General features: G+C 73.1%; 3 protein-coding genes. 2 read left to right on the forward strand and 1 reads right to left on the reverse strand.

Going from position 1 to position 3,607, the window contains the following annotated elements:
• On the reverse strand, positions 1-1,451 hold a 1,451-nt coding region (locus AOK00_RS34535; protein ID WP_173861722.1), incomplete at its 3' end, for a penicillin acylase family protein.
• Between the two features lie 93 nt (positions 1,452-1,544).
• Here AOK00_RS34535 and AOK00_RS34540 point away from each other — a divergent pair.
• The gene (locus AOK00_RS34540) at positions 1,545-2,264 is read left to right on the forward strand and encodes a siderophore-interacting protein (RefSeq protein ID WP_055604084.1); all 720 of its coding nucleotides are present in this window, start codon (positions 1,545-1,547) and stop codon (positions 2,262-2,264) included.
• A gap of 311 nt (positions 2,265-2,575) precedes the next feature.
• On the forward strand, positions 2,576-3,574 hold the full coding sequence (locus tag AOK00_RS34545) for an SCO1860 family LAETG-anchored protein (RefSeq protein WP_055604085.1): 999 nt from the start codon (positions 2,576-2,578) through the stop codon (positions 3,572-3,574).
• Positions 3,575-3,607: the final 33 nt, after the last annotated feature.

Consider the following 3,607-nt stretch of genomic DNA (forward strand, 5'->3'; position numbering starts at 1 on the left):
TCCGCCCGGTGCGGCGGGGCGAACTCGATGCCCAGCGGCGCGGCGAGGCCCCGGGCGTTGGCCATCACGGCGTGACCGTCCACCTCCGCGCGGGGCAGTGGCGCCGGAGCGTCCTCCCACGCGTGCGCGGGGTCCCAGGCGGGCACGATCCGCAGCGAGTTGGCCCGGTGCCTGACGGGCACCTGGCCGGCGACCCGGTGCAGCAGACCGCCCTCGGTGTCGGCGGCCAGGACGACGTTGACCGGCTCGACCCAGCCGTCGAGGGCCGTGTCCACGTCGGCGACGGTCCGGGCGCGCAGCAGCGCGGGCAGCACCTCGAATCCGAGCCGGCCGGTGACACGCGGCGGGTACCGCAGAGCGACGGCCTCCCAGACCGGGGCCGGGTCCTGCGGGGCCGGGTCCCGCGGGGGGCGGTCCTGCCGGGCCCCGTCCCGTGAGGCCCCGTCCGCCGCGGCGCCCTCCGAGGCGGCGCCCTCCGCGGCACCCTCCGAGGCGGCGCCTCCTGGCTCGTCGTCCACTCCGATGATCACCGGACCCCGGTCGGTCTCGATCACCTCGACCACGACCGGCTCACCGCCCGCGACCTCGATCGTCTCGGTGTGCGTCGTCGCCGGGCGCCAGCCCTCGGGGCCGTACGCCTCCACTCCGCCGTCCGGGAGCCGCCGCAGCCGCTCCCGGTAGAGGTCCTGGTAGTCCGACATCGCGTTGGTGATCGCCCAGGCCACCGGCCCGGTGTGGCCGAAGTGGGCGAGTCCGGGGATGCCGGGCACGGCGATGCCCACCACGTCGTACGCGGGGCAGGCGAGCCGGATCTGCTGGTAGACGCCGGGCGCCTCGATGAAGCGGTGCGGGTCGCCGGCCACCAGGGCCGCCCCGCTCGCGGTCCGTCCGCCCGCGACCAGCCAGCCGTTGGAGCCCGAGGTTCCCGGTCCGTCGGTCGCGAAGAGCTCCGTCCACTCCTCGCCGAGCCGCCGGGCGACCTCCTCGCGCCACAGCTTGGTGGGGAAGCCGGCGAACAGGATGTGGGTCGTCAGCCAGACGGCGAGCGGGGTCCACGGCTCCCACCGGCCGGGCGCGAGGCCGGTCTCGGCGAACTCGGGCGCCCGCCCGGCCCCTTCCGCCAGGCCGTCGTTGACCCCGTCCACGTACGCGCGTACCCACGCCGCCGTCCGCGCGTCCTCGCGTTCGAGCCGCTCGAAGCAGCGGCGGGCGGTGTCGGCGAGCCGGGAGCGCCTGGCGAAGGTGTCCCAGCCGAGTTCGGCGGAGCCGAGGAAGGCGGCCGTGGTGCCCTGGGCGCGGTGCCGCTCGACCTCCAGCTGCCAGGCCCGGTCGCGGGCGGTGACCCGGCCCTGCGCGAAGGCGAGTTCGTCCTGGTCCGCGGCGCGCAGATGGGGGACGCCCCACGCGTCCCGGTAGACCTCGATGCTCACGGAGACCCCGATCCCGTCCATGTTCCCGACATGGTCTTCGGCCATGTCTTCTGCAATTTTCTTAGGTTAGGCTGACCTAAATTAATCTACAGGAGTTCAGGGGAGGGGATTGCGGTGGGTCACGGCTGGCAGGGTGCCGTTCTCAAGCTGATGCGGGGCAAGGACTTCACGTTCACCGTGACGGGGGCCGAACAGGTCACCGAGGACTACCGCAGGGTGCACTTCACGGACGGGGGTCTGCTCGCCGCCGCCGGGATCCACCCCACGATGTGGGTCCGGATCTGGTTCGAGAACGCGGGCAGGCCGCACCAGCGCGCGTACACCCTGGTCGACCCCGACCAGGAGGCCGGCACCTTCAGTCTGGAGTTCGCCCTCCACGACGGTGTCGCCAGCCGCTGGGCCCGCGCCTGCGCCCCGGGCGACACCGTCGAGGCGACCCTCCAGGGGACCGGATTCGACGCCCCGGAGCCGCGCCCCGGACGGCTCCTCGTGGTCGGCGATCCGGCGTCGCTGCCCGCCGTCAACTCCCTGCTCGACGCGCTCCCGGGCGTCCCCGCCACCGTCTGGTTCGAGACCCAGCACGCCTCCGACGAGGAGCTGCCGGTCCGGCTCGACCCCGAGCACCACGAAATGCGCAGGGTGCCGCGCGGGAACGACGGGGCCGACCTCGTCGCCCGTGTGAAGGCCGAGCTCCCCGCCCTCGCGGACTCCGACCCGTACCTCTGGATCGCCTGCGACACCGCGACCACCCGGACCCTCGCCACGTACGCGCGCAAGGAACTCGCACTGCCCAAGGAGCGCGTCCACGCGCTCGGGTACTGGCGCGCGAGCTGACCGCCCTCTCCTGATGCGCCGGGTTGACGATCCGTTACCCCGGCGCACGGCGGCTCGTTCTCACCCTTCCCAGGGGGCCCGCTGTCTGCCCTCGTGTGCGAAAGACGCGGGACGCCCGGGAACGGTTGTGTCGAAAGAAATCGAATATGAACACGGAAACCCCCCTTTGGAGTGAACTCACGTCAGGCGACTGTCGGTTCACTCTCCGTGCGTAAAGATTCCGGTGTCTCAAGTCGCCGAGGCCGCGCCGACCCACCGTCCCCGTGGTGAGCGGCCGGCGACGCCATGTCTCTTGTGGGGGTTCCACCATCTTGAACAGCAACACCTTCCGCACGCCCGCACGCCGTACCGCCGCCGCCGCGACCGTCGCCGCCCTGGCCGTCGGCCCGGTGCTCCTCGCGGCCCCGGCGGCCCAGGCCACGGGCGGCGAAGGGCGCGCCACCGCCGTCGTCCTGCGGACCGGCCTCGACGTCTCCCTCCTCGACAAGACGGTCGACGTGCCGCTGCGGGTCTCCCTCAACGAGGTCGAGGCGCCGGAGACCGAGAACGAGACCGCGCTCTCCGTGAAGGTGCAGGGGGCCGAGGGGGGCAAGCCGATCGACATCCTCGCCGCCGACGTCGCCACCTCGGAGGCCACCGTGGACGAGAAGAAGGCCGAGGGGTACGTGAACCTCGTCAAGGCCAAGGTCCACGTACCCGGAATCCCGCTGCTCTCGCTCATCGAGGTCCAGAAGGTGACCTCCAAGGCGCTGTGCGAGGTGGGGAAGGAGCCGGTCGCCGAGTCCAACGTCCTCGGTCACGTCATCGTCTTCGGCAAGAAGACCACCCTCTCCACCGGCGGCCGGACCCAGGTCGGCGTGCCCGGTGTCGGAAAGGTGACCCTCGACCTGTCCCGTACGTCCACCACCTCGCGCACCGCGGCCGCGACCGCCCTCGAACTCAAGGTGGAGGTCGACCCGCTGAAGCTCGGCGTCGCCGAGGTCAACGGCACCGTGACGCTCGCCGAGGCCACCTGCGAGACGCCCAAGGGCACGGCCCCGACGGAGCAGCCCACCGGGAAGCCGACCGGGCAGCCCACCCAGGAGCCCAGCGAGCGGCCCTCGGAGCAGCCCACGCAGCAGCCCTCGGCCGAGCCGAGCGACGCCGGCGGCATCAAGACCAACAACGGCGGCACCACGCCCACCCAGAACCTCGCCGAGACCGGCGGCAGCTCCACCACCCCGTACATCGCGGGCGGGGCGCTCGCGCTCCTCGTGGCCGGCGGCGGTGCGCTCGCGCTGACCCGTTCGCGCGCCCGCTCCCGAGGCTGACGGTCCGAGGGGGACGCGCGAACGGGTCAGCGC

This window comes from Streptomyces aureus, assembly GCF_001418135.1.
Taxonomy (GTDB): domain Bacteria; phylum Actinomycetota; class Actinomycetes; order Streptomycetales; family Streptomycetaceae; genus Streptomyces; species Streptomyces aureus_A.